Source organism: Phycicoccus sp. DTK01, assembly GCF_017312765.1.
In the GTDB taxonomy this organism is placed as follows: Bacteria; Actinomycetota; Actinomycetes; order Actinomycetales; family Dermatophilaceae; genus Phycicoccus; species Phycicoccus jejuensis.
In genome coordinates this window covers 256,849-283,385 of the sequence record NZ_BOPU01000004.1, presented here as the reverse complement: position 1 = coordinate 283,385, position 26,537 = coordinate 256,849, and the positions used below count along the sequence as shown (strand labels likewise).

The window sequence follows — 26,537 nt, the reverse complement described above, 5'->3', positions numbered from 1 at the left end:
GGTAAGCAGCGTCACGCCCCGCCGGTCTCGTGGCCCGTGGGGCCCTCTGGAAGGATCGCCGCCATGACGCGTGACTTCACCAGCGTGGGTGTGATCGGCCTCGGGACCATGGGCGCAGGCATCGTGGAGGTGTTCGCGCGCAACGGCATCGACGTCGTCGCGGTCGACGCGAACGAGGCCGGCGTGGCCCACGGTCGCGAGATCCTCGCCGGCAGCACCGGCCGCGCCCTGCGCCGCGAGAAGATCACCCAGGAGCAGCACGACGCCCTCCACGCCCGGGTCCGCTTCACGAGCGACCTCGCCGACCTCGCGGGCTGCCAGCTCGTCGTCGAGGCCGTCCCGGAGCAGCTGGAGCTGAAGAAGCAGATCCTCGGCCGGCTCGACGACATCGTCGCTGCTGACGCCGTCCTCGCGACGAACACCTCCTCGCTGCCCGTCACCGAGATCGCCGTCGCCACCCGAGACCCCAAGCGCGTCGTCGGGATGCACTTCTTCAACCCGGCCCCGGTGCAGCAGTTCGTCGAGGTCATCCGCACCGTCATCACGGCCGACGACGTCTTCGAGGACGTCAAGGCCCTCGCCGAGCGGATCGGCAAGAAGCCGGTCATCGTCGGCGACAAGGCGGGCTTCATCGCCAACGCCCTGCTCTTCGGCTACCTCAACCACGCCGTCGCGATGTACGAGAGCCGCTACGCCACCCGCGAGGACCTCGACGCCGCGATGCGCTTCGGCTGCGGCTACCCGATGGGCCCGCTCCAGCTGCTCGACCTCATCGGCCTCGACACCGCGTACGAGATCCTCGACACGATGTACAAGCAGGGCCGCGACCGCCTCCACGCCCCGAGCCCGATCATCAAGCAGATGGTCTCCGCCGGCCTGCTCGGCCGGAAGTCGGGCCGCGGTTTCTACACCTACGCCGCCCCCGGCTCGCCCGAGGTCGTCGCCGACGCGCAGACCCCGTCCGGCGGGGTGCCCGCGGGCGTCGACCTGCGCGAGGTGCGCACGGTCGGCGTCGTCGGGAGCGGCACGATGGCGACCGGCATCATCGAGGTCTTCGCGAAGGCCGGCTACGCGGTGACGTTCGTCGCCCGCTCGGACGCCAAGGTCGCCGACGTCGTCACCGCGCTCGGCCGCAGCTGCGCCCGCGCGGTCGAGAAGGGACGGATGGAGCAGGCCGACGCCGACGCGCTCCTGGGCCGGGTCGCCGGCGCGACCAGGCGTGAGGCGCTCGCCGACGTCGACCTCGTCGTCGAGGCCGTCGCCGAGGACCTCGCGGTCAAGCAGGACCTCTTCCGCGACCTGGACCGCATCTGCAAGCCGGGCGCGATCCTCGCGACGACCACCTCGTCGCTGCCGATCATCGACTGCGCCAAGGTCACCGCCCGGCCGCAGGACGTCATCGGGATGCACTTCTTCAACCCGGCGCAGGTGATGAGGCTGGTCGAGGTCGTCCACACGATCTCGACCGCGCCCGACGTCGTCGCGACCGTCCAGGACCTGTGCGCGAGGACCGGCAAGGTGGCCGTCACCTGCGGCGACCGCAGCGGCTTCGTCGTCAACGCGCTGCTCTTCCCGTACCTCAACGACGCCGTGAAGATGCTCGAGGCCAACTACGCGAGCGCCGACGACATCGACACCGCGATGAAGACCGGCTGCGGGCTGCCGATGGGGCCCTTCGAGCTGCTCGACGTCGTCGGGCTCGACGTGTCGCTGGCCATCGAGCGCGAGCTCTACCTCGAGTTCCGTGAGCGCGGCTACGCGCCGGCGCCGCTGCTCGAGCACCTCGTGACGGCCGGCTACCTCGGCCGGAAGACCGGGCGCGGGTTCCGCACGTACGCCTGAGCCCGGCCCGTCCGGGCGTGGCCGATCGGTGGATGGGCATCGGCCGGACGGACATCACACACCTTTCGGGGTGCGCACCGGCGCGTCGCACGGGATCCTGAGGGGGAGATCGGTGCTGCAGCGCAGACGTGGACCCTCTGCCCAGCACGCCCTGCCGCCCACCTCACGACGCCGTGCACCCCTGCCGCACGGCGCGGTGAGGACTGCCCGAGGAGCCGACGTCATGCAGTCCACCCCTGTCCTGCGAGTCCCGCGCGCCCTCGGGCGCGTCCTCCTGGCCGCCGCCACGGTCATCGCGGCCGCGGTCGGTGCCACCGCCCCCGCGCTCGCCGACGGGCCGCGCATCGTGCGCCCCGTCGTCCTGCCGGCCGCCCCGGCGCCGGGCCGGGTCGCGGCCATCGACTCGAGCCACCCGTACAGCGCGCCGGTGTGGCTGCCGCTGCGCAAGGCCTCGGCCATCTCGTGCGTGAAGTCCAACTGCGCGGGCAGCGGCGGCGACTACCACGGCTACTGGGCGATCGACTTCATCGGCGACCTCGGGGAGCCGGTCTACGCGGCCGGCGCGGGCGTGTTCCACGTCGGGGCGACCAGCCGGACCTGCAGCACCTCGGGCCAGAGCGACGGCACGTGGGGCTGGGTCGACCACGGGGGCGGCGTCGTCACCAAGTACACGCACCTGGACTCGCTCACCGTGGCGGAGGGGACCCGGGTCACACCGAGCACCCAGATCGGGCGGATGGGGCACTGGGGCGACACCCTGCCCTGCACGACGAACTACCTGCACTTCGAGGTCCGCGAGGGCGGCATCAAGGGCACGCGGGTGGAGCCGCGCATCCTCTCGGCCTGCACCGCGTACGGGCGCGCGGACTACCCGAGGGCCTTCGGCGTCTCGTCCTTCGACAGCCTCGTCAAGGGGCAGAGCTCCACGGTCGACTCGACGAACGCGTGCATCGCCTCCCCGTGGGTCTCGACGCCGACCGCGCCGCGCCTCTCGGTCACCCGCCAGAGCTCCTCGGCGCAGCTGTCGTGGGGCACGCCGCCCGCCGGCACGACGACGGTCCGCATCGCCACCCAGCTGTGGAGCCCGAGCCTGTCGGCGTGGAACGACCCGGTCTACCGCACCTACGGCGGCACGACGACCGGCACCACGCTGACGAGCCTGACCAACGGCCGCACCTACCGGACGACGGTGGCCTTCGCGAACGCCTCGGGCTTCAGCGCCTGGGCGCCGCAGGTGTCGTACGTCCCGGCGAGCGTGCCCTCGGTGCCGAAGAGCCCTCGCTTCCTCACCTCGCCGACCCGCGACTACATCCACTACGGCTGGTGGAAGAGCACCGACAACGGCGCGGCCGTCTCCCGCTACGAGACGCAGGTGCGCTGCTACTACGGCACCGCCTGGAAGCCGTGGACGACGCGGACGACGAACGCCTCGACGTACTACTACAACCACCGTGGCCTGACCGGGTACCAGACCTGCCAGGTGCGGGTCCGGGCGGTCAACGCGATGGGCGCGAGCGCCTGGTCGGCCGCGAGCCAGATCCGCAAGCAGCGCTGAGCCGTCCGGGCCGTCGGGGCCGCCGCGCCGGCCAGTAGGGTCGGCGGGTGAGCCCCGCACCGCTGCCCGCCCGCGCCCGTGTCGTCGTCGTCGGCGGGGGTGTCATCGGCACCTCGGTCGCCTACCACCTCGCGCAGGCCGGCGAGAGCGACGTGCTGCTGCTGGAGCGCGACCGGCTGACCTCCGGCACGACGTGGCACGCCGCCGGCCTCATGACGTGCTTCGGATCCTTCAGCGAGACGAGCACGCGGCTGCGCCTGTACTCCCGCGACCTCTACGAGCGACTCGAGGCCGAGACGGGGCAGTCGACCGGTTTCACGCCGGTCGGGCTCGTCGAGGCCGCCGCCGACCGCGACCGTCTCGAGGAGTACCGGCGGGTCGCGACCTTCCAGCGGCGCCTCGGGCTGGAGGTCGAGGAGGTCTCGCCGGCCGAGATGGCCGAGCTCTTCCCGCTGGCCCGCACCGACGACCTCGCCGGCGGCTTCCACGTCCCCGGGGACGGCCGGGTGAACCCCGTCGACCTGACGATGGCCCTCGCGAAGGGGGCCCGGGCCCGCGGCGTGCGGGTCGCCGAGGGGGTGCGCGTCGAGCAGGTGCTCACGCGCCGGCGCGGCGTCGTCGAGGAGGTGGCCGGGGTCGTCACCGACCACGGCACGGTCGAGTGCGACGTCGTCGTCAACGCCGCCGGGATGTGGGCCCGCGAGCTCGCCGCGCAGAACGGCGTCGTCGTGCCCAACCAGGCCGCCGAGCACTACTACCTCGTGACCGAGCCGATCGAGGGGATGAGCCCGGACGCCCCGGTCTTCGAGGACCCCGCCTCCTACGGGTACTACCGCGAGGAGGGCGGCGGCATGATGGTCGGCCTCTTCGAGCCGGTCGCGGCCGCCTGGAAGGTCGAGGGCATCCCGCGGGACTTCTCCTTCGGCACCCTCCCGCCCGACACCGACCGCGTCGGCCCGTTCCTCGAGAAGGCGATGGCGCGCGTGCCCGTCGTCGAGACCGCCGGCATCCGCACCTTCTTCTGCGGCCCCGAGTCCTTCATGCCCGACCTCGCCCCGGGCGTCGGCGAGGCCCCCGGCATCCACGGCTACTTCGTCTGCGCGGGGCTGAACTCGGTCGGCATCCTCTCGGCGGGCGGGCTCGGGCGCATCCTCGCCCGCTGGGTGCTCACCGGGAGGCCGGACGTCGACGTCACGGGGATCGACGTCGCCCGCTTCCGAGAGCACCAGCTGCTGCCGGAGCACCGGCGGGCCCGCACCGCCGAGGTGCTCGGCACCGTCTACGCCGCGCACACGCCGGGCGTGCAGCTGACCACGTCGCGGGGTGTCTTCCGCTCGCCCGTCCACGACCGGGTCGTCGCGGCCGGCGGGTACCTGCGTGACGTCTCGGGCTGGGAGGGCGCCGCCTGGTACGCCGGGCCGGGGGAGACCCCGCAGGCGGAGCCGACCTGGGGGCGCGCCCCGTGGTTCGCGCGCTGGGAGGCCGAGCACCGGGCCGTCCGCGAGGCCGCCGGCCTGTTCGACATGTCGTTCATGGGGCGCTTCGCCGTGCGCGGCCCGGACGCCCTCGCCGTGCTCGACCACCTGAGCGCGGGCGACCTGTCCGTCGACGGCCGGATCACCTACACGCAGTGGCTCGCCGACGACGGCGGCCTGCTCGCCGACCTCACGGTGACCCGGCTCGCCGCCGACGACCTCCTCGTCGTCGCCTCCGACACCCAGCACGCGCAGGTCCTCGGGATGCTGCGCCGCGCCCTCGGCGACGCCGACGCGACCGTCACGGACGTCACCGAGGACGGCGCGATGCTCAGCGTCCAGGGGCCGGCGTCCCGCGCGGTGCTCGAGACCGTTGCGCCGCAGGCGGACTGGAGCGACGAGGCCTTCCCGTTCCGGGCCGCCCGCAGCATCGAGGTCGACGGCACGCCGGTGCTCGCCGTCCGTGTCACGTACGTCGGTGAGCTGGGCTGGGAGCTCTACGTCCCGGCCGCCGCCGCGCCCGCCGTGTGGGACCGGCTGCTCGCGGCCGGCGCGCCGCACGGCCTGCGGCCGACGGGGCTCGCCGCGCTCGGCAGCCTGCGTCTCGAGAAGGGCTACCGCGACTACGGCCACGACGTCGACACCACCGACGACGTCCGCACCGCCGGGCTGTCCTTCGCGGTGGCGGCCGACAAGCCGGGCGGCTTCCGGGGCCGTGGGGCCGTGCAGGCCGGCGCACGGGCCGTCGCCCCGCGCCACCGCGTCGTCTCGCTCGTCGTCGCCGACCCCGAGCCGCTGCTCTTCCACGGCGAGGTCGTCCTGCGCGACGGCGTCGCGGTCGGTGACGTCCGCAGCGGCTCCTACGGCTGGAGCGTCGGGGGAGCCGTCGGCCTCGCGGGCGTCGAGCACGAGGAGGGCGTCACGGCGCAGTGGCTGCGCGAGGGCCGCTGGGAGGTCGACGTCGCGGGCACGCGGTACCCGGCCGAGGTCTCGCTCCGCCCGCCCTACGACCCCACGTCCGCGCGCGTGCGCGGCTGAGCGGCAGACTGGTCGACGTGCCCCGCTCCAACCGTCGCCGCCGCGACCTCGAGTCCCGTCCGCTCGGCGGCTCGACCGAGGTCGCGACCGAGCTATGGCGCGGACGGCCCTGGCACGTCCGCCGGCTGACCGGCGCCACGTCGAGCCGCGAGTACCGCTGCCCGGGGTGCCACCAGGGCATCCCGGTCGGGACGGCCCACGTCGTCGCGTGGCCGGCGACCGGGGTGGGCGGGGTCGAGGAGCGGCGCCACTGGCACACCCGCTGCTGGGCCTCGCGGCACGCCGCGCAGCCCTGAGCCTCCTCAGGCCTCGCGCTGGCGCGGGACGAGGACCTCTTCGTAGAGCAGGAGCAGCCCGGCCGCGACGGGGATGGCGAGCAGCGCCCCGAGCACGCCGAGCAGCGCCCCGCCGGCGAGCGCGGCGACGACCGTGACGGTGCCGGGCACCGAGACCGTCTGCTGCATGACCCGCGGGGCGATGACGTAGTTCTCGACCTGCTGGTAGACGACGTAGTAGACGACCACGACGAGCGCCTTCTGCGGCTCGTCGAAGAACGCGACGAGGGTGACGATGGCCGCGCCGAGCGTGGCGCCGACCATCGGGATGAGGCCGAGCAGGCCGACGGTCACCGCGAGGACCGCGGGGTAGGGCACGCCGACGATGCGGAGCATCACGTACGACAGCACCGCGTTGAGGGTCGCGATGAGCACCTGGCCGCCGGCGTACGCGCCGACCCGACGCATGATCTCCTCCGAGAGCGCGACGACCCGCGGGCGCCGGCTCATCGGGACCAGCGCGTAGGCGGCGGTCTTGACCCGGGGCATCGACACGAGCAGGTAGAGGGTCAGGACGAGGACGGTGAGGACCTGGAAGGTCCCGCTGAGCACGGCCCGGCCGGCGCCGAGGAGGCCGCCGAGCAGGCCCTCGACGAACGACTGGTCGGTCAGCTTGGACACGAGCTCGGCCTGGAGCCGGTCGATGACGTCGTAGTGCCGGTCGAGCTCGCGGACCCACCGGGCGTCGAGGAGGTCGCCGACGTACTCGGGCGTGCGGGCGGCGAGGGCCGACCCCTGGACGACCACGGTCGGCAGGACGAGCGAGGCGATGGCGGCGAGGACGAGCAGCAGCCCGCCGAAGACCGCCGTGACGGCCACGGGACGGGGCAGCCACCGCTGCGACAGCTTCTCGACGACGGGGTCGAGCGCGAGGGCGAGGAAGAAGGCGACGAGGAGGATGGTGATCGTCGTCGCGAGCCGGGCGAGGCCCGTCCACAGGCCGACGGCGAGCAGCGCCCCCGTGGCCCCGAAGAACCCGATGTAGAAGGGCGAGTGCCGGTTGAGCGGCTGGCCCGCCGAGCCGTAGCGCAGCAGCGCCGCGGTGCCAGGGTCGAGCGCGCCCGCGGGGCCCGGCGGCAGGTCGCCCTCGGCGGGGATCGCCTCGGGGTCGATGTGGTTGCTCTGCTCGAGGACGCGCCGCTGGCGCCGCCGGTAGTCGCCCCACCGGGACACCGGGCCCCACACCGTCGTCATCCGCACCGGCACACCTCCGGCCCACACCCTAGTGGCGGGTGCGGGCCGGGGGCGGAGGCGCCCGGGATGTCGCTCAGGCGTCCCGGAACCGGTTGATCTCGGCCTCGAAGCGCGCGCGCTTCTCGGGGTCGCTGACGCCCAGGCCCTCCTCGGGCGAGAGGGTGAGGACGCCGACCTTGCCCTGGTGCGCGTTGCGGTGGACGTCGAGCGCCGCCTGCCCCACGTCCTCGAGCCGGTAGGTCTTCGACAGGGTCGGGTGGACGATGCCGCGGTCGATGAGGTCGTTGGCCTCCCACGCCTCGCGGTAGTTCGCGAAGTGCGACGAGAGGATCTTCTTGAGGTTCATCCACAGGTAGCGGTTGTCATACTCGTGGAGGTAGCCCGAGGTCGAGGCGCAGGTGATGATCGTGCCGCCCTTGCGCGCGACGTAGACCGACGCACCGAAGGTCTCGCGGCCCGGGTGCTCGAAGACGATGTCGACGTCGTGCCCGCCGGTCAGCTCACGGATCCGCTTGCCGAGGCGCTGCCACTCCTTCGGGTCCTGCGCGGTGTTGTCCTCGTTCCAGAACCGGTAGCCCTCGGCGGAGCGGTCGATGATGAGCTCGGCGCCCATCGCCCGGCAGATGTCCGCCTTCTCGGGGGAGGAGACGACGCAGATCGGGGTCGCGCCGCCGGCGAGGGCCATCTGGGTGGCGTAGGAGCCGAGGCCACCGGAGGCACCCCAGATGAGGACGCGGTCGCCGAGCTTCATGTGCGCGCCGTTCTTGCTCACGAGCTGCCGGTAGGCCGTGCTGTTGACGAGGCCGGGGGAGGCCGCCTCCTCCCACGACAGGTGGGCCGGCTTGGGCATCAGCTGGTTGGCCTTGACGATCGCGAGCTCGGCGAGACCGCCGAAGTTGGTCTCGAAGCCCCAGATGCGCTGCTGCGGGTCCATCATCGTGTCGTCGTGGCCCTCGGCGTCCTCGAGCTCGACCGAGAGGCAGTGCGCGACGACCTCGGTGCCCGGCTTCCACTTGGTGACGCCCGGGCCGGTGCGCAGCACGACGCCCGCGAGGTCGGAGCCGACGACGTGGTAGGGCAGGTCGTGCCGCTTCGCGAACTCCGAGGTGCGGCCGTAGCGCTCGAGGAAGCCGAAGGTCGAGACCGGCTCGAAGATCGAGGTCCACACGGTGTTGTAGTTGATGGCGCTGGCCATCACCGCGACGAGCGCCTCGCCGGGGGCGAGCTCGGGGGTGGGGACGTCCTCGACGTGGAGGGACCGGCGCGGGTCCTTCTCCTTGGTGGACAGGCCCTCGAACATGTCGACCTCGTCCTTGTGCACGGTGGCGGCGCGGTACGAGCCGGGGACGGCGATGCCCGAGTAGGTCTCGGGGGTGCGGTCACCGGAGAGGATGGCCTCGCGGATCTGGTCCATGGGGTCGTGCTCCTTCGGTGCTGGGCAGCGGTTCCCGGCGAACCTACTGGCCGGTCACCGGGCCCGGTACTGCCTGAGACGGCAGTCACCCCGTGACCCCGGTCACGGAGCGGCGAGCCGGTGGGCGGGCGCGCGGGATACCGTTCCGGTGTGTGTCCCGAGCCCATCCGCCGACCCCGGCGCGCCGTGGTAGGCGCGCTCGTCGCGACGCTCTGCGCGGTGCTGGGGCTGCTCCTCGGCCCGGTGCCGACGGCCTCGGCGGCCACCGGGGCGGACCCCGTCCCGGTCGTGCTCGTCGGGGCCCCCGGCCTCGCGTGGTCCGACATCGACGAGGCCCGCACGCCGTGGCTCTCGCGGGTCGCCGCCGAGGGCGCCGTCGCGTCGCTCACCGTGCGGGGGCCGCACTCGCGGGCGTGCGCCGTCGACGGGTGGCTCACGCTGTCGGCCGGGCGCCGGGCCGGTGGCCCGACCGCGGCCTGCGAGCCGCCGGCCGCCCCCGAGTCGGGGCTCCTCCCCGGCTGGGGCACCTACCGGCAGGCCGCCCGCGACGCGTCCTACGGCGCGGTGCCGGGGACGCTCGGGCAGCGGCTGGCCGACGCCGGCACGTGCGTGCAGGCCGTCGGGCCGGGGGCCGCGCTCGCGGCCGCCGACGAGGACGGGGCCGTCCCCGACTATGCGTCCGAGGTCCCCGCCACCCCCTCGTGCCCGGTGCTGCTCGTCGACGCCGGCACCCTCCCGGTCGACCCGCCTGCGCGCGACGCCGCGCTGCGCCGCCTCGACGCGGTCGTCGAGGGCCTCGTCCGCTCGACGGCGCCGGGGACCCGCCTCGTCGTCGCCGGGGTCGGTGACGGCGACTCGCCGGTGCGCCCCCGTGCGGTCGTTGTCTCGGGGCCGCCCGCGGGCGTCCTCACCTCGCCCTCGACGCGCCAGCCGGGCCTCGTGCAGCTCCAGGACCTCACGGCGTCCGTGCTCGAGTGGTCCGGGGCCGACGCCTCCGGGCTGACCGGGCGGGTCGTCACCGCCGAGGCCGACGACGTGCCCGGGCAGGAGCGGGTCGCCGCGCGCGACGGGTTCGAGGTCCGGGCCGCGACGCTGCGCGAGGTGAGCCCCCAGGTCACCGGATGGCTGGCGGCGGCCTTCGCGCTGTGGTGCGCCGCCGCCGTCGGTGTGCTGCTGGTCCGTCGTCGCCGTGGGGGAGGGGACGCGCCCCTGCCGGCATGGCTCGTCGCCTCCGGCGTCGCCGTGGCGACCGTGCCCGTCGCGACCTTCGTCGCCAACCTCGTGCCGTGGTGGTCGACCGGTCGCCCGCGCCCGGCGTTCGCGGGTGCGCTGGCCGTGGCCGTCGTGCTCGTCACGGCCGTGGGGCTCGCGGCCGGGCGGCGCCACCGCCTCGGCGCGGCCCTCGTCGTCGGCGCCGTCACGCTCGTCGTGCTCGGTGGCGACGTCCTCGCCGGCTCGCGCCTGCAGCTGTCGTCGGTCTTCGGGCAGAACCCGACCGTGGGCGGGCGCTTCTACGGGTTCGGCAACACGAGCTTCGCGCTCTACGGCGTCGCGGTCCTCACCGTCATGGCGGTGCTCGGGGCGTGGACGCGGCCCCGCCGGCGGGTCGCCCTCGGCCTCGCCGCGCTCCTGCTCCTGCTCGCGACGGCCCTCGAGGGTCACCCCTCCTACGGCGCCGACTTCGGCGGCCCGCCCGGTCTCGTGCTCGGCGGCCTGCTCGTCCTCGCGGCCGCGGCGGGCCTGCGGCTCAGCGTCGTCCGGGTCCTCGTCGCCGGGGCCGCCGTCGTCGTCCTCACGCTCGCGCTCGCGGTCCTCGACTGGCTGCGGCCGGCCGCGGCGCGCACGCACCTCGGCGAGTTCGTCCAGACCGTGATCGACGGCGGGGCCGGCGAGGTGGTCGGGCGCAAGCTCGCGCAGAACCTCACGAACCTCGGCTCGCCGCCGCTGCTGACGATCTCGCTCGCGGCGCTCGTGCTCCTGCTCGTCGCGTGGCGGACCGGGTGGCGCGTGCCGGCGCCCGGCGGCGTGCTCCTGCGCGCGGCCGTCGTCCTCGGGGTCGTCGGGTTCGCCGTCAACGACTCCGGGCTCGTCGTCCCGGCCTTCGTCCTGCTGCCGCTGCTGCCGGTCCTGGCGGCCGCCGGACCCCGCCGCGACGCCTGAGCGGGGTCAGTGGGCGGCGTCGGCCGCCGGCTCGACGAGCTCCACGAGGATGCCGCCGGCGTCCTTCGGGTGCACGAAGTTGACCCGGCTGTCGCTCGTCCCGCGCTTCGGGGTGTCGTAGAGCAGGCGTAGCCCCCGCTCGCGCAGGGTCGCGCAGACGGCGTCGATGTCCTCGACGCGGTAGGCCATCTGCTGGATGCCGGGACCGCTGCGGTCGAGGAACTTCGCGATCGTCGACTCCTCCGACAGCGGGGCGAGCAGCTGGATGCAGGAGCCGCTGTCGCCGACGCCCATCATCGCCTCGCGCACGCCCTGCTCCTCGTTCGTCTCCTCGTGCAGCTTCGTCATCCCGTAGGCGCGCTCGTAGAAGGCGACCGCCTCGTCGAGGTCGCGGACGGCGACGCCCACGTGGTCGATGGCGGTGAAGAGGTCGGTGGCGCTCATGCGGCCAGCGTAGGTCGGCCCCGCGCGCGGCGACAGGGCACGGTGGCGAGCGTCACCGTGCCTCGGGGTCGGCAGCGTCGGAGGCCGCCGACTAGCATCGAGAGGATTTCCCGACCCGACCACGGAGGCCACCGCATGTCCACCGACCCGACCGTCATCGTCGCCGGCGCCCGCACCCCGATGGGGCGGATGAGCGGCTCCCTCAAGGGCTTCAGCGGGTCCGACCTCGGTGGCTTCGCCATCAAGGGCGCCCTCGAGAAGGCCGGCGTCGCGCCGGACCAGGTCGACTACGTGATCATGGGCCAGGTCCTCACCGCCGGCGAGGGCCAGATCCCCGCCCGCCAGGCCGCGACGAAGGCCGGCATCCCGATGTCGGTGCCCGCGCTGACCATCAACAAGGTGTGCCTCTCGGGCATCGACGCCATCGCGCTCGCCGACCAGCTGATCCGCGCCGGTGAGTTCGACGTCGTCGTCGCCGGTGGCCAGGAGTCGATGACCAACGCGCCGCACCTGCTCGAGAAGAGCCGCGACGGCTACAAGTACGGCGACGTCACCCTCCACGACCACATGGCGCAGGACGGCCTCTGGGACGCGTTCACCGACCAGGCGATGGGCCTGCTCACCGAGACCGCCAACACCGGCGACCTCGCCTTCACCCGCGAGCAGCAGGACGAGTTCTCGGCCCGCAGCCACCAGCTCGCGGCGCGCGCCTGGAAGGACGGCCTCTTCGACGACGAGGTCGTCACCGTGAGCATCCCGCAGCGCCGCGGCGAGCCGGTCGAGTTCAAGAGCGACGAGGGCATCCGCCCCGACACCACGACCGAGTCGCTCGGCGGTCTGCGCCCGGCCTTCAGCAAGGAGGGCACGATCACCGCGGGCTCGGCGTCGCAGATCAGCGACGGCGCCGCGGCCGTCGTCGTCATGAAGCGCTCGAAGGCCGAGGAGCTCGGCCTCGAGTGGCTCGCCGAGATCGGCGCCCACGGCGTCGTCGCCGGCCCGGACTCGACGCTGCAGAGCCAGCCGGCGCGCGCCATCGCGAAGGCCTGTGCGCGAGAGGGGATCTCGCCGACCGATCTCGACCTCGTCGAGATCAACGAGGCCTTCGCCGCGGTCGGTCTCGCCTCGACCAAGGAGCTCGGCCTCGACGCCGACAAGGTCAACGTCAACGGTGGCGCCATCGCGCTCGGCCACCCCATCGGGATGTCCGGCGCGCGCATCACGCTGCACCTCGCCCTCGAGCTCAAGCGCCGCGGCGGTGGTGTCGGCGCGGCCGCCCTCTGCGGCGGCGGCGGCCAGGGCGACGCCCTCGTCGTCAAGGTCCCGGCCCGGGGCTGACCCCGCTGGCCGCGGCGCGCGACGTCGACGTCCCCTCCCTCGTCTCCGCGGCGAGGGAGGGGAGCCCGCGCGCCGTCGCCCGGCTGATCTCCCTCGTCGAGGACGCCCACCCCGCCCTGCGCGAGGTGATGGCGGCCCTCGCCCCGGACTCGGGCCGTGCCCACGTCGTCGGCCTGACCGGCGCCCCCGGTGTCGGCAAGTCGACGACGACGAACGCGCTCGTCGCGGCCCACCGCGCCCGTGGCCGGCGCGTCGGCGTCCTCGCCGTCGACCCGTCCTCGCCCTTCTCCGGCGGGGCGCTGCTCGGCGACCGCATCCGGATGTCCGAGCACGCCGCCGACCCCGAGGTCTTCATCCGCTCGATGGCCTCGCGCGGTCACCTCGGCGGCCTGTCGTGGGCCGCGCCGCAGGCCCTGCGCGTGCTCGACGCCGCCGGCTGCGACGTCGTCCTCCTCGAGACGGTCGGGGTGGGGCAGAGCGAGGTCGAGGTCGCGGGGACGGCCGACACCACCGTCGTCCTGCTCGCGCCGGGCATGGGCGACGGCATCCAGGCCGCGAAGGCCGGCATCCTCGAGGTCGGTGACGTCCTCGCCGTGAACAAGGCCGACCGCGAGGGGGCGTCACGCACCACCCGCGACCTGCGGCACATGGTGGAGATGGCCGACCGGGGCGAACCAGGTTGGCGCCCACCGGTGGTGAGGATGGTGGCCACGTCCGGCGAGGGGGTCGACGACCTCGTCGAGGCCGTCGAGGCCCACCGGGCGCACCTCGGCACCGACGGTCTACGGAAGCGGCGGCTGGCCCGGGCCGCGCGCGAGGTCGAGGGCCTGGCGCTCGAGGCGCTGCGGGCCCGCGTCGGCCGGGTCGCCGGGGCCGACCGGCTCGGCGCGCTCGCCGCGGAGGTCGTCGACGGCCGGTCCGACGCGTGGTCGGCCGCCGACCGCCTCGTCGAGGCGTCCCGCACGACCTGACGGTCGGTCGGGCCGCGGGCTCAGCTCGTCGGGTCGCCCGCGAAGGCGTCGGGGGAGTCGGCGACGTCGAAGGGCATCGGGTCCGGTACCCCCGCGGTGATCCGGCTGCCGTCGGCACGGGTACCGCCGGTCTGCGGGCGCTTGGGGAGCAGGCCGTCGACGCGGGGTCCCTGGTGCCCCAGAGCGACGACGACCGGCCGGCCCGGCGCGACGACGTGGTCGGAGCCCCGGACCGACACCGGCACCTCACCGTCACCCGCCTCGACCTCCATCCGCAGCTCGGAGGCGCTGAGCCGCACCGCGATTCGCGTGCCCCGCCACGTGAGGCGGAAGCACAACGATCCCCAGGCCGCGGGCAGCCGCGGGTCGAGGGTGAGGCGTCCGCCGTGGTCGCGCATCCCGCCGAAGCCGCCGACGAGGGTCGCCCACACGCCTCCCGCGGAGGCGACGTGGAGGCCGTCGACGGTGTTGTCGTGGAGGTCCGCGAGATCGACGTACAGGGCGTCGTGGAAGTACTCCAGCGCGGCCTGGTGGTAGCCCACCTCCGCGGCCACGACCGACTGCACGACGGCGGAGAGCGTCGAGTCCCCGGTGGTGATCGGGTCGTAGTACTCGAAGTCGGCGCGCTTCTCGTCCGCGGTGAAACGGTGGCCCTGGAGGTAGAGGGCGAGGACGACGTCGGCCTGCTTGAGCACCTGGAAGCGGTAGATGACGAGCGGGTGGTAGTGCAGGAGGAGGGGGCGCAGCGAGGCGGGCGTGCGGCTGAGGTCCCACACCTCGCGGTCGAGGAAGAAGTCGTCCTGGGGGTGGATGCCGAGGCCCTCGTCGAACGGGATGTGCATCCCGTCGGCGCACCGCCGCCACTCCGCCACCTCGTCCGGGCTGACGTGCAGGCGGTGCGCGATGACCGCCCAGTCGTCCGGGTGCTCGGTGCGCAGCCGGTCGGCCGCGTCGGCGGCCTGCTCGAGGGTGGCCCGGGCCATGACGTTGGTGAAGAGGTTGTTGTTGACGACCGTCGTGTACTCGTCGGGGCCGGTGACACCGTGGATGTGAAAGCTGTCGGTGCCGTTGCTGCGCCAGAACCCGAGGTCGGCGTAGAGACGAGCCGTCTCGACGAGGATCGGCATGCCGTGCCGGAGGAGGAACTCGACGTCGCCGGTCGCGGCGAGGTACTGCGTCAGCGCGTGCACGACGTCGGCGTCGATGTGCACCTGCGCGGTGCCGGCGGCGTAGTAGGCCGAGGCCTCCTCGCCGCTGATCGTCCGCCAGGGGAACAGGGCCCCGCGCTGCGACATCTCGCGGGCCCGGTCGCGGGCCGCCGGCAGCATGAGGCTGCGGAAGCGCAGCAGGTTGCGGGCGGTCTGCGGCTGTGTGTAGGTGAGGAACGGCGCGACGTAGATCTCGCTGTCCCAGAAGTAGTGCCCCTCGTAGCCCGACCCCGTCACGCCCTTGGCCGGCACACCCATCCGGTCGGCCCGGGCGCTGGCCTGCGCGAGGGAGAAGAGGTTGAACCGCACCGCCTGCTGCACGGCGTCGGCGTGCTGGTCGGCGGTGTCGACCTCGACGTCGCTCGCCGCCCAGAAGGCGTCGAACCAGGCGCGCTGGGTCGCGTGGTGGTCGGCGACCGTGCGGCGCACCGCGCGGTCGAGGGTGCGTTCGCAGCGGTCGCGCAGTTCGCGGACGGGCAGGCTGTTCGAGGTGTGGTAGGCCACGAGCTTCTCGACGCGGATGGTGTGACCCTCGTGCGCCTCGACCCGGTAGACGGCCTTGGTGAGGTCGTCGTCGTCGCGGACGACCACCTCGTAGGGGTCCTCGATGGCGACCCGGTGGTCCGCGGCCACGGCCACGGTCATCCCCGAGCTCGCGCAGCGGTACCCGAGGACCTGCCGGTCCTCGTCGGCGGTGTGGAGCACGGGCAGGAGGACCCGGCCCTCGAAGACCGACGCCTTGCGGGGGTCGCTCGTCGAGGCGCGGCTGGGGGCGGGGGCGTGGTACTCGTCCTCGCCGTCCTGCCGGTTGAGCAGCTGCGACGACACGACGACCGGCGCGTCGCCCGAGAGCATCGTCACCTCGAGGGTCAGCACGGCGAGGTGGCGCTCGGTCATCGACACCATCCGGGTCGAGTCGACCCGGACGCGCTTGCCCGACGGGGTGCGCCAGACGAGGGAGCGGCGCAGCAGGCCCGCCCGGAAGTCGAGCGCGCGCTCGTAGTGCTCGAGGTCGGCCATGCCGACGACGAGCGGCTCGTCGTCGACGTAGAGCTTCATGAGCTTGGCGTCCGGCACGTCGACGATGGTCTGCCCGGTGCGTGCGAACCCGTAGGCGGACTCGGCGTGCCGGATCGGCCAGGTCTCGTGGAAGCCGTTGACGTAGGTGCCGTGCGCGTGCGCCTCGCGGCCCTCCTCGGGGTTGCCGCGCATCCCGAGGTAGCCGTTGGCGACGGCGAAGAGGGTCTCGGTCAGCCCGAGGTCGCTCGTGTCGGGAGCGCACTCGACGAGGCGCCAGGGGTCGGCGGGGAAGCGGAGCCGGTCGACGGGGTCCGGCCCGACGGCCGCGGTCCTCACGCGAGCTCGCCGAGGTCGGCGACCACGAGGTCGGCGCCGGCGGCGGTGAGCGCCTCGGCGCCCGCCCCGCGGTCCACGCCGACGACGAGCGCGACGTCGCCCGCCGCTCCGGCGCGCACGCCGGAGACCGCGTCCTCGACGACGACCGAGGCGCCGGGCTCCGCCCCGCACACCCGCGCGGCGTGCAGGAAGGTGTCGGGGGCGGGCTTGCCCGCGAGCCCGAGCTCGCGGGCCACGCGCCCGTCGACGACCGTGCGGAACCGGTCGGTCAGCCCCGCGGCGGCGAGGACGGCCGGCGCGTTGGCGGAGGACGAGACGACGGCCAGCGGCGTGCCGAGGTCGCGCAGGCGGTCCAGGAGGGCGACCGAGCCCGGGTACGGGCGCACGCCGTCGCGCTCGAGGACGGTGCGGAAGGCGTCGTTCTTGCGGTTGCCCAGCCCGCAGACGGTCTCGGCGGAGGGCGGGTCGTCGGGGGAGCCGTGCGGCAGCGTGATGCCGCGCGCCGCGAGGAGGTCGGCGACGCCCTCGTAGCGCGGCTTGCCGTCGACGTGGGCGTAGTAGTCGGCGTCCGTGTAGGGGGAGGTGTCGGCGCCCTCGAGCCCGGGCCGGGAGGTGTCGACGCCGGCGAGGTACGCGCCGAACATCTCCGCCCAGGCCGCCATGTGCACCTCGGCGGTCGGCGTCAGCACGCCGTCGAGGTCGAAGAGGACGGCGGCGTACGCGTCCCAGGCCACGCTTCTCGAGCCAGTCACGGGGACCACGGTAGGGACACGGGGCCCGGACGGGCGAACGGCGGGCGTGTCGCGTTCGCTAGCGTTGAGGCGTGAGCGAGCCGGTCCGCCTCCCGTTCGACCCGATCGAGCGGGCGCGCGAGCTCTGGGTGGCGCGGTGGGGCGAGGGGTCGCGGGCGACCTCGATGGCCACCGCGACGTCGGTGATGCGCGTCCAGCAGCTCCTCCTGGGGCGCTTCGACGCCATCGCCGGGCGGCACGGGCTGACCTTCGCCCGCTACGAGGCGCTCGTCCTCCTCGCGTTCAGCCGGGAGGGTCGGCTGTCGATGTCCAAGGTCGGCGAGCGGCTCATGGTCCACCCGACGAGCGCGACGAACATCGTCCAGCGCCTCGTCGCCCAGGGCTTCGTCCAGCGGGTCCCGAACCCCGCCGACCGGCGCGGCGCCTTCGCCGTCATCACCGACAGCGGGCGGGTCGCGATGGAGGCCGTGACGCGCGACCTCGAGGAGGCGGACTTCGGTCTCGCCTCGCTCTCCGAGGAGCAGCACGCCCTCCTGTTCTCCCTGTTGCGGGAGGTGCGGGTGGGGTCGCGCGACTTCCTTCCCTGAGAACCGGGGATTTGTCCGGACCCCTCGGCGTTTGTCATCGTGGAGAGATCGCCCTGCGCCCGACCGACCCGGTGCGGGGCGTCCCCGGACCCGAAGGAACCCTCTCGATGCTCAGGACACTCACGCGGGTGGCCGGCGCCCTCGCCGCCCTCGTCGGGCTCGCCCTCACGGCGACCGGCGTGTGGTTCGCCGCCGCCCTCGGTGGCAGTGGCACCGCCGAGTTCACCGCCAAACCAGCCCCGGGCGCCCCGGTCGTCATCACCCCCGACGTGCTCAACCGCGTCGATGCCGACGTGCGCGTCAGCGCCACCCCGTCCCGCGGGGCGTCGCTCTGGATGGCCCGCGCCAACCCCTCCGACGCCTCGGCCGTCATCGGCGAGGGCCGTCACGTCGAGGTGACCGGCGTGTCCGTCCGGGACTGGGCCCTGCTGACCGCGGCCCGCGGCAGCGGTGAGCCGGCGACGCCGGGCGCCGCCGACCTCTGGCGGCAGCAGGACGACGCCGACGGTCCGGTCGCCCTGACCGTCGAGCAGGCGGACGCGCCCGAGAGCGTCGTCATCGCCGCCGACGGCGGCTCGGTCGAGCAGGTGACGCTCACGGTCGTCGACAAGCGCTGGTTCGTCGAGTCGGTCGTCGCCGCCCTCGTCGGGCTCTTCCTCCTCGCCGCCGGCGTCGTCGCCCTCTGGCCGCGTCGCCCCCGCCCGGCACCGGCCGCACCGTCCGTGCCCGCCCGACCGGCTCCCGGGCCGGACACCGACGAGCAGACCGCCGACGAGCCGACCGCCGACGCCCCGGAGGACGCCCGATGACCCGCCACCCCCTGTCCGTCCGGCCCCGTCGCCGGACCGCCCTCGCGGCCGCGGCGCTCGGCCTGGCGCTCGCGACCACCGGCTGCGGTGCCACCGACGCGCTCGTCGGTGTCCACCCCGCGCCGGCGGAGCAGCCCGCGTCCGCCCCGCTCGACGAGGACGGCGCGACGGCCATCGCGACGCGCCTGCTCTCCGCCGCCGCGGCCGACGCCGCGACGAAGGGCGACGCGGGCCACGACGCCCGCGCGAAGGTCCTCGCGGGCGACGCCCTGACGATGGCCGACAACACCGCCGCCCGTGGGGCCGCGCCAGCCGCCGCGACCGACCTCGCGAAGCAGCCCGAGCCGTCCGTGCTCGCGCAGTCGCGGGGCCGCGAGTGGCCGCGCGCCATCCTCGCCACCACCCTCGACGAGGCGACCTCCACCCAGTCGCTGCACGTCATGGTCTCGCGCGAGCCGGACCAGCCGTACCGCATCGAGGCCTCGGTGCCGATGCTCGCCGGCTCGCGCCTGCCCAGCCTCGGCTCGCAGGGCGCGGGCGCCCCGTTCGTCGACGTCACGGACGGCGAGGGCCTCGTCATGTCACCCGAGAAGGCGTACGGCGCCTACGCCGCCGCGCTCGGCCGGCCCGCCCCGAAGAAGGCGCCCGCCGGCGTCACCACCGACGACCCCTTCGGCCAGGCGCTCGAGGCCTCGGCGGCCGTGCAGGCCAAGGCGCTCGGCAAGCTCGCGACGCTCGAGCAGGCCCACGAGCCCGTGCTCGACGACGCGCTCGCCTTCCGGCTCGCCGACGGCGGCGTCGTGACCTTCGGCATGATGCGGCGCACCGACACCATCACCGTCGGCTCCGGGGCCAAGGAGCTCGTCCTGCCCTCGCGCTACTCGGGGCTCGTCGGGAAGAAGAAGGTGACCCGCGACGTGCGCCTCACGAGCCTGGAGCCGGTCGTCCTCGTCGTGCCGACCGAGGGCGAGGTGTCCGCCATCGGCGCCACCGAGCTCCTCGTCTCCGGGAAGGGTCGCTGACCCCGGTCCCGCGCGAGGGCCCGAGGTGCGCGAGAATCCGACCATGACGCAGACTCCCGACCCCGCCGGCGCCAGGGGCGCCGTCGACCTGTCCGCCGTGGCGGCGATGACGACCCCCGGCGCCGCCACCGCCGGCGCGGCCGCACCCGTCGCGCCGGTGCCCGGGCCGCCGGCCCCCGCCGGGCGCGCGGTCCCGGACGGCCTCGTCGTCGAGGTCACGCCGGCCACGCTCCAGCAGGCCCTGACCCGCACCGTCAACGTCGCCGGGCTGCTCGTCCTGTGGTCCTCGGGCCACCCGCAGACGCGGCAGCTCATCGACACGGTCGCGGCGGTCGCCGCCCGGCAGGAGGGGCGTGTCCTCGTCCTCACCGCCGACCTCACCGGCCACCCGGAGCTGCTCCAGGCCTTCCAGCCGCTGCTCGTGCAGGCCTTCGGCCAGCCGACCGTGCCGGCCACCTTCGGGCTGCTCCAGGGACAGCCGGTCCCGCTCTTCCCCGGCATCGCCGACGAGGGCCAGGTCGCGCAGGCCGTCGAGCAGCTGCTGCAGGCCGCGGTGCAGAACGGCATCACCGGTCGCGTCGACCTCGGCCCGCTCCCCGAGGGCGCCGAGGCCGAGGAGGAGGCGCTCTCGCCGCTGCACGAGGCGGCGTACGAGGCCATCGAGCGGGGTGACCTCACGGCGGCCGCGCAGGCCTACGAGCAGGCGATCGCCGCAAACGCCTCCGACGACGACGCGCGCCTCGGGCTCGCGCAGGTGCGGCTCATGGAGCGCACCCAGGGTGTCGACCTGAACGCCGCCCGTGCGGCGGCCGCGGCCGACCCGTCCGACGTCGAGGCTGCCTGCGTCGTCGCCGACCTCGACGTCCTCGGCGGTCACGTCGAGGACGCCTTCACCCGCCTCGTCGACCTCGTGCGCACGAGCGCGGGGGAGGAGCGCGACCGCGCCCGCACCCACCTCCTCGGGCTCTTCGACGTCGTCGGCGCGCAGGACGAGCGGGTGCGCAAGGGGCGCACCGCGCTCATGAGCGCCCTCTTCTGACGGTGCCCGTCGTCGTCTCCGACGAGACCCTCGAGCTCGTCCACGACACCGACGACGCCACGCTCACCGGGGTCTCGCTCGACTGCGACCCCGCCGTGCCCGGGCCGCGGGAGTTCACGGCGGTCCCCGGGGGCTGGCGGCTCGTCCTGCCCCGGCCCGCCCTCGGGCGCGTCGAGTACCGGCTCGCGCTGAGCCGGGGCGAGGAGACCGAGGTCGTCTGCGACCCCGCCAACCCGCTGCGCGTCGGCACCGCGTTCGGCGACCGGTCGGTGCTCGAGCTGCCCGGCTACGCGCCGCCGTGGTGGCTCGACGCGCCGGTGGCCCCCGGGCGGATGTCGCCGATGGCCGTCGCGGGCGAGACCGCCGACGACGTCCCCGTCACCGTGTGGACCCCCGAGCGGCTCGCCGACGACGAGCCCGCACCGCTGCTGCTGGTCCACGACGGGCCGGAGTACGACCTGCTCGCCGGGATGACGCGCTACTCCGGCGCGCTCGTCGAGGCGGGAGTCCTCCCGCCGCACCGCGTCGCGCTGGCCCACCCGGTCCTGCGCGACGCGTGGTACTCCGGCTCGCCCGGCTACCTGCGCACGGTCGCCGAGGCCGGGCTCGACCGGATCGCGGCGGCGCACCCCGTCTCGGCGCCGGTCGTCGTCGTCGGTGCCAGCCTCGGTGGCCTGACGGCGCTGCTGCTGGCCCTCGCCGCGGCCCCGCGCGTGGGTGGGGTTCTCGCGCAGTCGGGCTCGTTCTTCCAGGTCCGGCACGACGACTCCGAGAGCGGCTTCAGGTACTTCGGCCGCATCTCGCGCGCGGTCCAGGCCGTCCTCGACACCCGGCACGCGGAGCACCCGCTCGTCGTCGGGATGACGTGCGGCGCGCTCGAGGAGAACGCCGCGAACAACCGCGACATGGCCGCGGCCCTGGCCCGCGCGGGCCACGACGTGCGCCACCGCGAGGTCGACGACCTGCACTCGTACACGGCGTGGCGCGACGCGCTCGACCCCACGCTCACCGACGTCCTGCGGACGGTGTGGTGCTCGGAGGGCGAGCGGCCCTGACGCCCGGCTAGGGTCGGGGCGCATGGAGCAGCGCAGCGTCCGGCTCGGGGTCCCCGGTCACGACGCCGACCTCGAGGTCGTGCGGTACGGCCACTGGGGGCGGCCGGTCCTCCTCTTCCCGTCCGAGGCCGGCGCGGCGCGCGACGCCGAGGGCAACGGGATGCTCGACGCGGTCCGCCCGCTCGTCGACGCCGGCCGGGTCAGCCTCTTCTGCGTCGACTCCCTCGACGGCTGGTCCTGGTCCGACACCTCGCTGCCGACCGAGGAGCGCGCCCGCCGCGCCGGCGCGTACACGGCGTGGCTCTCGGAGGCGGTCCTGCCGTGGGTGCAGGGCGAGAGCGGCGGCTCGTCGGAGGTCGTGGCGGTCGGGCCGTCGATGGGCGCGTACCACGCCGTGCACCTCGCGCTGACCCGCGCCGACGTCGTGCCCCTCGCCATCGGGCTCTCGGGCAACTACGACCCGACGACGTGGAACGGCTGGGGCGAGGTCGGCGACGCGACGTACTTCGCGAACCCGTCGGCCTACGTCGCGCACGCCGGCGGCGACCACCTCGACTGGCTGCGCGCGCGGGTGTCCATCCTCCTCGTCGTCGGGCAGGGGCCGTTCGAGGTCTCACCGACGCGGTCGCTGCCCGCCACCCACGAGTTCGCGAACGTGCTGTCCGGCAAGGGGATCCGCCACGAGCTCGATGTCTGGGGCCACGACAGCGCCCACGACTGGCCGTGGTGGTCCCGCCAGCTCGCCCACCACCTGCCCCGCTTCACCTGACGAAGGGACCTCGCCGTGACCGACCCGACCGACCACCCCGTCGGCCTCCTGCTCGGCGCCGAGCAGGACTGGCCGACCGCGTTCGAGGCGCTCGCCGCCCGGCTGGGCGTGCTCACCGCGCCCGACGGCTCGCGGCACACGCTCTCGACCGAGCGGATGACGATCGAGCCGTTCAACCTGCGCGACCGGGCGCGCCACGAGCTCGTCATCGACCGGCTCGCGCACTGGTACTACCACCCGCGCGAGTGGCTCAAGAAGGCCGCGCTCATGGACGACGTGTACCTGCTCAACAGCCCGTTCACCTTCCAGTCGATGGAGAAGCACTCGGCGTACTGCGCGCTCATGCGGCTCGGGATGAACGTGCCCGAGACGGTGCTCGTGCCGTACAAGAACCCCGTCGACAACGCCCGCTGGGCCTTCACCTCGGCGAAGTACAACCGTCCGTTCGACCTCGACGAGATCGCCGACTCGCTCGGCTACCCGCTCTACATGAAGCCCTTCGACGGCGGTGGCTGGCGCGGCGTCTCGCAGGTCCGCGACCGCGAGGACCTGCACCGGGCGTACGACGACTCCGGCGAGATGCTCATGCACCTGCAGGCCTCGGTGCCGGACTACGAGCACTTCGTCCGGACGCTGACCATCGGCCCCGAGACGATGGCGATGAAGTTCCGCCCCGAGGAGCCGATGCACGAGCGCTACGCCGTCGTCCACGACTTCCTCTCCGACGAGGTCGGCCGCGAGGTCCTCACGGTGAGCCAGACCGTCAACGCGTTCTTCCGGTGGGAGTTCAACTCCTGCGAGATGCTTGTCAAGGACGGGGTCGTCTACCCCATCGACTACGCGAACGCCTGCCCCGACGTCGCCGTCACGTCGCTGCACTACTACTTCCCGTGGGCGATGACGGCGCTGCTGCGCTGGACGACGTTCTGCACCGTGACCGGGCGCTCGCCGCGGCCGCACATCGACACCGCCCCGTGGTTCGCCGTGGCCGACGACGAGGTGCTCGACCACCAGGGGCGCCTGGCTGCCTACCAGACCCTGGCCGACGACCACTTCGAGGCCGAGCGCTACCGCGCCTTCTGCGACTCGACGCTGGCGCACGTCCCCGAGATGGTCCTCGAGTGGGTCGGCTCCGAGGACTTCCACCGGATGCTCGTCTCCACCGTGCAGCAGACCTACCCGCCGCAGGAGTGGGAGCGCTTCGAGGCCCACTTCACGGGGCTGATCGGGCTGTGGCTCTCGGACGAGCAGGTGCGGCTCACGACGGGTCCGGCGGCGGGCTGAGCTCCCGCCGGCGGCGCAGCTCGGCGAGGGTGCCACGTACCCGCAGCCAGCGCAGCGACGCGAGAGGGAGGAGGGCGAGGAAGAGGAACGCGGACTCGCGCCATCGGCCGAGCACGAGGAACACGACGAGCGCGACCGGCAGGGGCGCGAAGACGGCGAGATCGAGCACCATCCGACGGCGCAGGACCCGGGTCGGTGTCGGCGGCACGTGGAAGGGCGAGCCCGGCGGCGCGACCGGCCAGGTCCTCGGGTCCCCCGAGAGAGGTTCCACGGCGACCACCCCCTGCGCGCGACCGTACTCCTGCGGGGGCGCCACGTCACCCTGCCGGGGCGCGCGACAGGCCTAGGGTGGGCGCATGAGCACCCGGGTGGGGTTCCTGCGGGCCGTCAACGTCGGCCGGCGCCGTGTCGCGATGAGCCGCGTGGTCGCCGTGTGCGAGGGCCTCGGGTACCAGGACGTGTGGACGTACGTCAACAGCGGCAACGTCGTCCTCGACGCGACGGGCGCCCGGGCGGCGGTCGAGCGGGCGGTGCAGACGGCGCTCGAGGAGGAGCTCGGGTTCGAGTGCTCGACGTTCGTCCGCACGCCGGCGCAGCTGCACGCGGTGCTGGAGGACCGGCCGTTCGAGGTCGCCGACGGCGACACGCACTTCGTGACGTTCCTGCGCTCGGCGCCGTCCGCCGCGGACCGCGGGGCGCTCGAGTCCCTCTCGAACGAGTTCGACACCATCGTCGTGCGGGGGAGCGACGTGCACTGGCGGATGCGGGGGAAGTCGACGGACTCCCGTCTGGTGACGCGCGACTGGGAGCGCATCCTCGGCCCGGCGAGCAGCACGAGCCGCAACGTCACGATGCTGACCAGGCTTGTCGCGAAGATCGACGCCCGCTGACCACCACGCCGCCGTCACCTCGCCCTGCCGCGCTCACCTCGTCCTGCCGCCCTGTCAGGTCGCCCCGGCACGGCGAGGTCGTCCCGGCACGGCGAGGTCGTCACGGCACGGCGAGGTGGCACCGGCACGGCGAGGTCGCCCCGGCACCGCGCGAGACCCCGGTTCGTCCGCGAGACCCCGGTTCGGAGCCGGGGTCTCGCGGACATTTCGGGGTGACCCCGAAATGTTGGGGCGGGTGGGGCGGGTGGGGCGCGTGGGGCGGTCGGGTCAGGAGCCGAGGGCGGCGGAGACGACGTCCTTGGCCTCGGCCTGGACCTGGGCGAGGTGGTCGGGGCCGCGGAAGGACTCGGCGTAGATCTTGTAGACGTCCTCGGTGCCGCTCGGCCGCGCCGCGAACCACGCCGACTCCGTGACGACCTTGAGGCCGCCGATGGCCGCGCCGTTGCCGGGGGCCTCGGTGAGCTTGGCGGTGATCGGCTCGCCGGCGAGGGTCTCGGCCGCGACGTCGGCGGGGGAGAGGGCCGCGAGCTTCGCCTTCTGCGCGCGGTCGGCCGGGGCGTCGATGCGGGCGTAGGCCGGCTCGCCGTGGCGCGCGACGAGGTCGCCGTAGTGCTCGCTCGGGGTCCGCCCGGTGCGCGCGATGATCTCGGAGGCGAGCAGGGCGAGGAGGATGCCGTCCTTGTCGGTCGTCCACACCGAGCCGTCGTGGCGCAGGAACGACGCACCGGCCGACTCCTCGCCGCCGAACGGGCCGGAGCCGTCGAGCAGCCCCGGCACGAACCACTTGAAGCCGACCGGCACCTCGACGAGCCGGCGTCCGAGGTCGGCCGCGACCCGGTCGATCATCGAGCTCGACACGAGGGTCTTGCCGATGAAGCCGTCCTCGCGCCACTGCGGGCGCGCCCCGCCGTAGAGGTAGCGGATGGCGACCGCGAGGTAGTGGTTGGGGTTCATGAGACCGGCGTCCGGGGTGACGATGCCGTGCCGGTCGCTGTCGGCGTCGTTGCCGGTCGCGACGTCGTACTCGTCGCGCCGCTCGATGAGCGAGGCCATCGCCGAGGGGGAGGAGCAGTCCATCCGGATCTTGCCGTCCCAGTCGAGCGTCATGAAGCGCCAGGTCGGGTCGACGAGCGGGTTGACGACCGTGAGGTCGAGGCGGTGCCGCTCGGCGATCGCGCCCCAGTAGTCCACGGCCGCACCCCCGAGGGGGTCGGCGCCGATCCGCACCCCGGCCTCGCGGACGGCGTCGAGGTCGAGGACGTTCGGCAGGTCGTCGACGTAGCGGCCCATGAAGTCGTAGGACTGCGCGGCGGCCCGGGCGCGCGCGAAGGGGATGCGCCGCACGCCGTACAGCCCGGCCCGCAGGTACGCGTTGGCCGCCGCGGCGATGACCTTCGTCGCGTCGGAGTCGGCCGGCCCGCCGTGCGGGGGGTTGTACTTGAACCCGCCGTCGGTCGGCGGGTTGTGCGACGGGGTGACGACGATGCCGTCGGCGAGGCCGCGGCCGGCCGGCATGTCGTCGACGCCGGAGACCTTGCCGCGGTTGGCGACGAGGATCGCGTGGGAGACGGCCGGGGTCGGGGTGTAGCGGTCGGCGGAGTCGACGAGCACCGTGACGTCGTTCGCGGCGAGCACCTCGAGGGCGCTCGACCACGCGGGCTCGGACAGGCCGTGGGTGTCGCGACCCATGAACAGCGGTCCGTCGTAACCCTGCTCGCGCCGGTAGTCGCAGATGGCCTGCGTCGTGGCCAGGATGTGCGCCTCGTTGAACGACGTGCGCAGGCTCGAGCCGCGGTGGCCGGAGGTCCCGAACGCGACCTGCTGGTCGACGTCCTCCGGGTCGGGCACGCGCGTGTAGTACGCCGTGACGAGCGCCGCGACGTCGACGAGGTCGGAGGGCTGGGCGGGCTGTCCGGCGCGCGAGGAGGTCATGGCGCCGATCCTCGCAGACCACCCGCACCACCGACAGGTGACGGTGTCTGCGAGATCACACCCGGACATAC

The 26,537-nt window shown here is 74.2% G+C and carries 22 protein-coding genes; 15 read left to right on the top strand and 7 right to left on the bottom strand.

Features of this window, described 5'->3' with window-relative positions:
- Nucleotides 1-63 precede the first annotated feature (63 nt).
- The 4 genes from J3473_RS11360 (at nucleotide 64) to J3473_RS11345 (ending at nucleotide 6,206) form a co-directional block, all read left to right on the top strand.
- A complete protein-coding gene (locus J3473_RS11360) occupies nucleotides 64-1,842 on the top strand; it encodes a 3-hydroxyacyl-CoA dehydrogenase family protein (RefSeq protein WP_207023472.1) in 1,779 nt (592 codons plus the stop codon).
- Nucleotides 1,843-2,065: 223 nt separating this feature from the next.
- The gene (locus J3473_RS11355; RefSeq protein ID WP_207023470.1) at nucleotides 2,066-3,397 is read left to right on the top strand and encodes a peptidoglycan DD-metalloendopeptidase family protein; all 1,332 of its coding nucleotides are present in this window, start codon (nucleotides 2,066-2,068) and stop codon (nucleotides 3,395-3,397) included.
- Between the two features lie 47 nt (nucleotides 3,398-3,444).
- Nucleotides 3,445-5,910, top strand: a complete 2,466-nt coding sequence (locus tag J3473_RS11350; protein ID WP_207023468.1) for an FAD-dependent oxidoreductase — start codon at nucleotides 3,445-3,447, stop codon at nucleotides 5,908-5,910.
- A gap of 17 nt (nucleotides 5,911-5,927) precedes the next feature.
- Entirely contained in the window at nucleotides 5,928-6,206 is a 279-nt protein-coding gene (locus tag J3473_RS11345; RefSeq protein WP_036829626.1) for a hypothetical protein, read from the top strand.
- Nucleotides 6,207-6,212: 6 nt separating this feature from the next.
- Here the strand turns inward: J3473_RS11345 and J3473_RS11340 are convergent, their stop codons facing one another.
- On the bottom strand, nucleotides 6,213-7,439 hold the full coding sequence (locus tag J3473_RS11340) for an AI-2E family transporter (RefSeq protein ID WP_036829628.1): 1,227 nt from the start codon (nucleotides 7,437-7,439) through the stop codon (nucleotides 6,213-6,215).
- 73 nt (nucleotides 7,440-7,512) lie between these two features.
- Nucleotides 7,513-8,853: a crotonyl-CoA carboxylase/reductase gene (gene ccrA / locus J3473_RS11335; RefSeq protein WP_207023466.1), complete on the bottom strand. Its 1,341-nt coding sequence runs from the start codon at nucleotides 8,851-8,853 to the stop codon at nucleotides 7,513-7,515.
- Between the two features lie 150 nt (nucleotides 8,854-9,003).
- On the opposite strand from ccrA, the gene J3473_RS11330 reads away from it, so the two are divergent.
- Nucleotides 9,004-11,013, top strand: coding sequence for a hypothetical protein (locus J3473_RS11330; RefSeq protein ID WP_207023464.1), 2,010 nt, complete (start codon nucleotides 9,004-9,006; stop codon nucleotides 11,011-11,013).
- 6 nt (nucleotides 11,014-11,019) lie between these two features.
- Here the strand turns inward: J3473_RS11330 and mce are convergent, their stop codons facing one another.
- Nucleotides 11,020-11,457: a methylmalonyl-CoA epimerase gene (mce, locus tag J3473_RS11325; RefSeq protein ID WP_030527815.1), complete on the bottom strand. Its 438-nt coding sequence runs from the start codon at nucleotides 11,455-11,457 to the stop codon at nucleotides 11,020-11,022.
- 135 nt (nucleotides 11,458-11,592) lie between these two features.
- Between mce and J3473_RS11320 the strand changes: the two genes are divergently transcribed.
- Both J3473_RS11320 and meaB read left to right on the top strand, forming a co-directional pair.
- On the top strand, nucleotides 11,593-12,792 hold the full coding sequence (locus tag J3473_RS11320) for an acetyl-CoA C-acetyltransferase (RefSeq protein WP_207023462.1): 1,200 nt from the start codon (nucleotides 11,593-11,595) through the stop codon (nucleotides 12,790-12,792).
- Between the two features lie 5 nt (nucleotides 12,793-12,797).
- Nucleotides 12,798-13,763, top strand: coding sequence for a methylmalonyl Co-A mutase-associated GTPase MeaB (meaB, locus tag J3473_RS11315; RefSeq protein ID WP_207023636.1), 966 nt, complete (start codon nucleotides 12,798-12,800; stop codon nucleotides 13,761-13,763).
- Between the two features lie 20 nt (nucleotides 13,764-13,783).
- On the opposite strand, the gene J3473_RS11310 is transcribed toward meaB, so the two are convergent.
- On the bottom strand, nucleotides 13,784-16,327 hold the full coding sequence (locus J3473_RS11310; RefSeq protein WP_207023460.1) for a glycoside hydrolase family 65 protein: 2,544 nt from the start codon (nucleotides 16,325-16,327) through the stop codon (nucleotides 13,784-13,786).
- Nucleotides 16,324-17,079: an HAD family phosphatase gene (locus tag J3473_RS11305; RefSeq protein WP_256437939.1), complete on the bottom strand. Its 756-nt coding sequence runs from the start codon at nucleotides 17,077-17,079 to the stop codon at nucleotides 16,324-16,326. Before J3473_RS11305 ends, J3473_RS11310 begins: the two co-directional genes overlap by 4 nt.
- 71 nt (nucleotides 17,080-17,150) lie before the next feature.
- Here J3473_RS11305 and J3473_RS11300 point away from each other — a divergent pair, with 71 nt between their 5' ends.
- The 7 genes from J3473_RS11300 to J3473_RS11270 all read left to right on the top strand — a co-directional run bounded on the left by J3473_RS11300 (nucleotide 17,151) and on the right by J3473_RS11270 (nucleotide 23,644).
- Nucleotides 17,151-17,666, top strand: a complete 516-nt coding sequence (locus J3473_RS11300) for a MarR family winged helix-turn-helix transcriptional regulator (protein WP_207023457.1) — start codon at nucleotides 17,151-17,153, stop codon at nucleotides 17,664-17,666.
- A gap of 107 nt (nucleotides 17,667-17,773) precedes the next feature.
- Nucleotides 17,774-18,475, top strand: a complete 702-nt coding sequence (locus J3473_RS11295; protein WP_157577470.1) for a hypothetical protein — start codon at nucleotides 17,774-17,776, stop codon at nucleotides 18,473-18,475.
- Nucleotides 18,472-19,497 (top strand): hypothetical protein, encoded by a 1,026-nt coding sequence (locus J3473_RS11290; RefSeq protein WP_207023455.1) that lies wholly within the window; start codon nucleotides 18,472-18,474, stop codon nucleotides 19,495-19,497. Before J3473_RS11295 ends, J3473_RS11290 begins: the two co-directional genes overlap by 4 nt.
- A gap of 43 nt (nucleotides 19,498-19,540) precedes the next feature.
- Entirely contained in the window at nucleotides 19,541-20,536 is a 996-nt protein-coding gene (locus J3473_RS11285) for a tetratricopeptide repeat protein (protein WP_207023453.1), read from the top strand.
- 2 nt (nucleotides 20,537-20,538) lie between these two features.
- Nucleotides 20,539-21,591, top strand: a complete 1,053-nt coding sequence (locus tag J3473_RS11280; protein WP_207023451.1) for an alpha/beta hydrolase-fold protein — start codon at nucleotides 20,539-20,541, stop codon at nucleotides 21,589-21,591.
- 22 nt (nucleotides 21,592-21,613) lie between these two features.
- Nucleotides 21,614-22,360: an esterase family protein gene (locus J3473_RS11275; RefSeq protein ID WP_207023449.1), complete on the top strand. Its 747-nt coding sequence runs from the start codon at nucleotides 21,614-21,616 to the stop codon at nucleotides 22,358-22,360.
- Between the two features lie 15 nt (nucleotides 22,361-22,375).
- Entirely contained in the window at nucleotides 22,376-23,644 is a 1,269-nt protein-coding gene (locus tag J3473_RS11270; protein WP_207023447.1) for a RimK family alpha-L-glutamate ligase, read from the top strand.
- On the opposite strand, the gene J3473_RS11265 is transcribed toward J3473_RS11270, so the two are convergent.
- On the bottom strand, nucleotides 23,619-23,915 hold the full coding sequence (locus J3473_RS11265; RefSeq protein ID WP_207023445.1) for a hypothetical protein: 297 nt from the start codon (nucleotides 23,913-23,915) through the stop codon (nucleotides 23,619-23,621). The genes J3473_RS11270 and J3473_RS11265 overlap by 26 nt on opposite strands.
- An 85-nt stretch (nucleotides 23,916-24,000) precedes the next feature.
- Here J3473_RS11265 and J3473_RS11260 point away from each other — a divergent pair, with 85 nt between their 5' ends.
- Complete coding sequence (locus tag J3473_RS11260) at nucleotides 24,001-24,534, top strand: DUF1697 domain-containing protein (protein WP_207023444.1); 534 nt, start codon at nucleotides 24,001-24,003, stop codon at nucleotides 24,532-24,534.
- A 267-nt stretch (nucleotides 24,535-24,801) separates the two neighbouring features.
- Here J3473_RS11260 and pgm read toward each other — a convergent pair whose 3' ends face one another.
- On the bottom strand, nucleotides 24,802-26,466 hold the full coding sequence (pgm, locus tag J3473_RS11255; RefSeq protein WP_207023441.1) for a phosphoglucomutase (alpha-D-glucose-1,6-bisphosphate-dependent): 1,665 nt from the start codon (nucleotides 26,464-26,466) through the stop codon (nucleotides 24,802-24,804).
- Between the last annotated feature and the right edge of the window lie 71 nt (nucleotides 26,467-26,537).

Excerpts from the sequence above, each read along its gene's own strand:
- J3473_RS11290 (WP_207023455.1), top strand. The coding sequence starts at position 18,472 with ATGACCCGCCACCCCCTGTCCGTCCGGCCCCGTCGCCGGACCGCCCTC.
- pgm (WP_207023441.1), bottom strand. The coding sequence starts at position 26,466 with ATGACCTCCTCGCGCGCCGGACAGCCCGCCCAGCCCTCCGACCTCGTC.
- mce (WP_030527815.1), bottom strand. The coding sequence starts at position 11,457 with ATGAGCGCCACCGACCTCTTCACCGCCATCGACCACGTGGGCGTCGCC.
- J3473_RS11360 (WP_207023472.1), top strand. The coding sequence starts at position 64 with ATGACGCGTGACTTCACCAGCGTGGGTGTGATCGGCCTCGGGACCATG.
- J3473_RS11260 (WP_207023444.1), top strand. The coding sequence starts at position 24,001 with ATGAGCACCCGGGTGGGGTTCCTGCGGGCCGTCAACGTCGGCCGGCGC.
- J3473_RS11275 (WP_207023449.1), top strand. The coding sequence starts at position 21,614 with ATGGAGCAGCGCAGCGTCCGGCTCGGGGTCCCCGGTCACGACGCCGAC.
- J3473_RS11295 (WP_157577470.1), top strand. The coding sequence starts at position 17,774 with ATGCTCAGGACACTCACGCGGGTGGCCGGCGCCCTCGCCGCCCTCGTC.
- J3473_RS11355 (WP_207023470.1), top strand. The coding sequence starts at position 2,066 with ATGCAGTCCACCCCTGTCCTGCGAGTCCCGCGCGCCCTCGGGCGCGTC.
- J3473_RS11285 (WP_207023453.1), top strand. The coding sequence starts at position 19,541 with ATGACGCAGACTCCCGACCCCGCCGGCGCCAGGGGCGCCGTCGACCTG.
- J3473_RS11340 (WP_036829628.1), bottom strand. The coding sequence starts at position 7,439 with ATGACGACGGTGTGGGGCCCGGTGTCCCGGTGGGGCGACTACCGGCGG.
- J3473_RS11320 (WP_207023462.1), top strand. The coding sequence starts at position 11,593 with ATGTCCACCGACCCGACCGTCATCGTCGCCGGCGCCCGCACCCCGATG.
- ccrA (WP_207023466.1), bottom strand. The coding sequence starts at position 8,853 with ATGGACCAGATCCGCGAGGCCATCCTCTCCGGTGACCGCACCCCCGAG.